The sequence below is a fragment of the Sphingomonas bacterium genome (assembly GCF_028289855.1).
Lineage (GTDB): Bacteria > Pseudomonadota > Alphaproteobacteria > Sphingomonadales > Sphingomonadaceae > Sphingomonas.
On the sequence record NZ_JAQGKZ010000127.1, the window covers coordinates 1 to 4,116 of the forward strand.

At 66.0% G+C, this 4,116-nt stretch carries 5 protein-coding genes; 4 read left to right on the forward strand and 1 reads right to left on the reverse strand.

Annotated elements, in window-relative coordinates:
* Positions 1-713 (forward strand): prolyl oligopeptidase family serine peptidase (locus JWM94_RS14765; protein WP_299428716.1); only part of this gene is annotated, 713 nt, incomplete at its 5' end.
* A gap of 124 nt (positions 714-837) precedes the next feature.
* A complete protein-coding gene (locus JWM94_RS14770) occupies positions 838-1,233 on the forward strand; it encodes a thioesterase family protein (RefSeq protein WP_299428720.1) in 396 nt (131 codons plus the stop codon).
* 128 nt (positions 1,234-1,361) lie between these two features.
* Here JWM94_RS14770 and JWM94_RS14775 read toward each other — a convergent pair whose 3' ends face one another.
* Positions 1,362-2,819 carry a glycosyltransferase family 2 protein gene (locus JWM94_RS14775; protein WP_299428723.1) on the reverse strand — a complete coding sequence of 486 codons (1,458 nt, stop codon included), beginning with the start codon at positions 2,817-2,819 and terminating at the stop codon, positions 1,362-1,364.
* A 67-nt stretch (positions 2,820-2,886) separates the two neighbouring features.
* Here JWM94_RS14775 and JWM94_RS14780 point away from each other — a divergent pair, with 67 nt between their 5' ends.
* On the forward strand, positions 2,887-3,480 hold the full coding sequence (locus tag JWM94_RS14780) for a cytochrome b (RefSeq protein WP_299428726.1): 594 nt from the start codon (positions 2,887-2,889) through the stop codon (positions 3,478-3,480).
* An 80-nt stretch (positions 3,481-3,560) separates the two neighbouring features.
* Positions 3,561-4,046 (forward strand): methylated-DNA--[protein]-cysteine S-methyltransferase, encoded by a 486-nt coding sequence (locus JWM94_RS14785; RefSeq protein ID WP_299428729.1) that lies wholly within the window; start codon positions 3,561-3,563, stop codon positions 4,044-4,046.
* Positions 4,047-4,116: the final 70 nt, after the last annotated feature.

A 4,116-nucleotide genomic window follows, 5' to 3' on the forward strand; every position in this document is an offset into this window, starting at 1 on the left:
GCCCGCTGTTCCTCTATGCATACGGCGCGTACGGCTACGCCATCCCGCCAAGCTTCTCGACCGGGCGACTATCATTGCTCGACCGCGGCTTCGCTTACGCCATCGCGCACATCCGCGGCGGCGACGACCTCGGCCAGCAATGGTATCACGACGGCAAGCTCGAAAAGCGCGAGAACACCTTCAACGACTTCGTCGACGTGGCGAAGGCGCTGGTTGCCGACGGCTGGACCAGCGCCGGCAGGATCGCGATCGCAGGGCGTTCCGCCGGCGGCGAACTGATGGGCGCGGTGGTCAATTCGGACCCCGAACTATGGGGCGCGGTGATCGCCGACGTGCCGTTCGTCGATGTGCTCAACACGATGCTCGACGAAAGCCTGCCGCTGACGCCGGGCGAATGGCCCGAATGGGGCAATCCGATCGAGGACAAGGCCGCGTTCGACCTGATCCGAGGCTATTCGCCGTACGATAACGTCACCGCGCAGGCTTACCCGCCGATGTTCATCTCGGGCGGCCTCAACGACCCGCGCGTGACCTATTGGGAGCCGGCAAAATGGGCCGCCAAGCTCCGCGCGACCAAGACCGACGACAACATCCTGCTGCTCAAGACCAACATGGGCGCGGGACACGGCGGCAAATCGGGGCGGTTCGACAGCCTGTACGAGGGCGCCGAGGAGCACGCCTTCGTGCTGTGGCAGCTGGGCGTGGAGGGGTGATTTCTCCCCGATCTTCATCCCCGCGAAAGCGGGGACCCAGCTCCCGCACTTTAGATAAACGATACGGCAGTCTGGGTTGCGCCGGCAGAAGCTGGGCCCCCGCTTTCGCGGGGGTGACGGTATAGTGGCTGGGCTGAGCTATCCCATCACCGCGACCGAGGCCGACATCGACGAGCTCGGCCACGTCAACAATGCGGTGTGGGTGAAGTGGATTCAGGACATCGCGGTCGCGCACTGGAACAGCATCGCCAGCCCCGAGCAGCGTGACGCGATGATCTGGGTCGTGACGCGCCACGAAATCGATTACCGCGGCAACGTATCGGCGGGCGAGACGGTGACCGCCGAGACGTGGGTGAGCGATCAACCGGCGGGTGCGCGGTTCGACCGGCACGTGAAATTCACCGGCGCCGACGGCAAGGTGAAGGTTCAGGCGGTGACCACCTGGGCGCTGATCGACCGCGCGACGGGCAGGCTGATGCGCGTGCGCCCGGAAATAGCGGCGCCGTTTTTGGTCCAGTAATCCTCCCCCGCCAGGGGGAGGTGTCAGCGTAGCTGACGGAGGGGGAGGTCCGCGACTAACCATCGTCTCGCTTCCGCCCCCTCCGTCGCCTTCGGCGCCACCTCCCCCTGGCGGGGGAGGATTGAGCGTCACCCCTCCCGCTTCACCTCGGCGATCGCCGTCCGGCTCTGCCGCGCCCATGTCTCCCGCCCCGTCAGGAACGCCTTCCACCCCAGGATCGCGCCCCAGTGGCGGAATAGCTGGAAGCTGAACGGTTCGAGCAACGCCGCGGCCAGCGCCGGCCCCAGCCGCAAACCCTTGGTTTGCCCCGTCCAGCGCGAGTACAGGCTCAGCGAGGCGAGATGGAAGGTCAGGTCGATCGCGATCTTGACCCCCATGATGATCAGGATCGGCAGCACGATATGGAACCGTCCGCTGAACAGCACGACGAGCAGGATGACAAACGCGGCCAGCCCGAAGATCGGCTGGACGGTGTCGGCGGCTTTCACCGGCAGCATCGCGGTGCCAAGCTTTCCGAACCGGCCATTGCCCACCATGTCGCGGTTCCAGTGCTGCGTCTGCAGGAACCCGCCGAACCAGCGGCGACGCTGGCGCAGGAACGCGGGGAGCGTCGCCGGCGCGTCGGTGCTCGCCAGCGCGCCGCCGATCACGCGCACGCGCCAATCCCGCCCGCTGTCGTGCGCGAAGCGGTGGAGGCGGTGGATCAACTCGTAATCCTCGACCAGGCAATCGGGGTCGAACCCGCCGACCTCAACTACTGCCTTCGTCCGAAACGCGGCGAACGCGCCCGATACGAGCAACAGCCCGTTGAGCTGCTCCCAGGCGTGGCGCGACAGGAAGTTGCGCACGTACTCGTAGGTCTGGAACCATTCGAACAGCCGACCCGACAAGCTCGGCCCGCACATCGGGCGGATCACCCCGGTCGCGGCGACCAATTCGGGCTCGGCGGCGAAGGCGGCGCGCATCGCAGCGATCGCGCCAGGCTCCAACAAGGTATCGGCATCGACGGTGATGACGATTTCCTCGTCGACGTGGAGGATCGCGGCGTTGAGCGCGCGCGCCTTGCCGCCGTGCGGGAGCCGCAGCCAGCGCAAGCTCGGCAAGTCGCGCGCGGGGCCGCTTATCGCGCCGACTTCGGGTTGCTCCAGTCCGTAACGCGCCAACGTCGCCGCGGTGGCATCGTCCGATCCATCATCGGCGATCAGGATCAGGTCAGGCGCACCGTCCTGATGCGCCAGCCGGTCGATCGTCACGTCGAGCACCGCCGCTTCGTTGCGCGCGGCGACGATGACGGCGAGGCTTGGCTGCGGGGCATCGGTGACCTGCACCCTCGTCCCATGGCGCAACGGCCAGATCTCGATCGCGGTGAAGATCAGCAGCGCGGTGTCGTAGAGGATGTACGCGACCCCGACCGACCACACCAAAATGCCCTGGCGCAGGAACGCCATCGCCACCAGCGCGACGAGTGCGGTGTAAACGAGCGAGGTGATCGCCCGGCTCGCGAAATGCACGCGGCGCGGGTTGAGGCGGGGCGACAGGATCGCGAAGGTCTGGGCGAGCGCATCGGCCGCCGTGCGTTGCAGCATCGGAAAACTCGGTGGGGGGATACGCCTACTAGCGCCCGCTTCGTGGGCGGACTAGCCTGAACCCAGGATGACGAAAGGGACGTCGGTGGAGCCGCAACGCTATACGAAGATCGCGATCTGGCTGCACTGGCTGGTGGCGCTGGGGGTGATCGCCAATATCGCGCTGGCATGGGTCTGGCCGTTGGGCGACAGCCACGATGCGCTCGCGCCCTATGTCCGGCCGATGATCGACACGCACAAATCGATCGGCATCACGATCCTGGCGCTCGCGTTGCTCCGGCTGCTCTGGCGCATCGGTCACACGCCGCCGGCCTATCCGCTGAGCTACAAACCGTGGGAACGGACCGCGTCGCACATCGTCCATTGGGGACTGTATCTCGTCATCTTCGCGATGCCGGTCACCGGCTGGGTGATGGATTCGGCGTACAAGGACGCGGCGATCCATCCCAACCATTATTTCGGCACGTTCGAATGGCCGCGCCTTAGCTTCATCATGAACTTGCCGCCCGGCAGCAAGCTATGGGTCCACGACACATTCGGCGCGGCGCATGGGTTGATCGCATGGCTGGTCTACGCATTGGTTCTCCTCCACATCGCGGGCGCGTTGAAGCACCAGGTCGAGGGCAATCGCGAATTGCAGCGGATGGGGCTGGGCCGCTGAGCGGATTGACCGCAAGCGGCGGGAAGCTCGCGGTTGGCGGTGCGCCTAGAAGCCTGGTTCAGGCAATTAGGGATCGTTCGATGAGCTTTGCATACACCATTTTCCCCTCACCGGTCGGCGCGCTCAAGCTGGTCGCGAGCGATAAAGGGCTCGCCGCGATCCTGTGGGAGAACGACCACGAGGATCGCGTGCGGCTGGGCGACATGACCGAGGATCGCGAGCACCCGGTGCTGGTCGAGACCGCGCACCAGCTCGGCGAGTATTTCGCCGGCACGCGTACGCGGTTCGACCTGCCGCTCGATTTTCGCGGCACCGATTTCCAGAAAAGCGTGTGGGCGGCGTTGCTGACGATTCCCGCGGGCGAAACGCGCAGTTATGCGCAGATCGCGCAGCAGGTCGGACGCCCGACCGCATACCGCGCGGTGGGTGCTGCGAACGGCAAGAACCCGATCTCGATCATCGCGCCCTGCCACCGCGTGGTGGGCAGCGACGGATCGCTGACCGGGTTTGCGGGCGGATTGGACGGGAAGAAATACCTGCTCGATCTGGAGCAGCGCGGAGTCTGATTTGCTCGCCTCATGGCGAGAGACGGCACCGGCCCGCTCCCCCACCCGACCGCCTACAGAATATCATAGC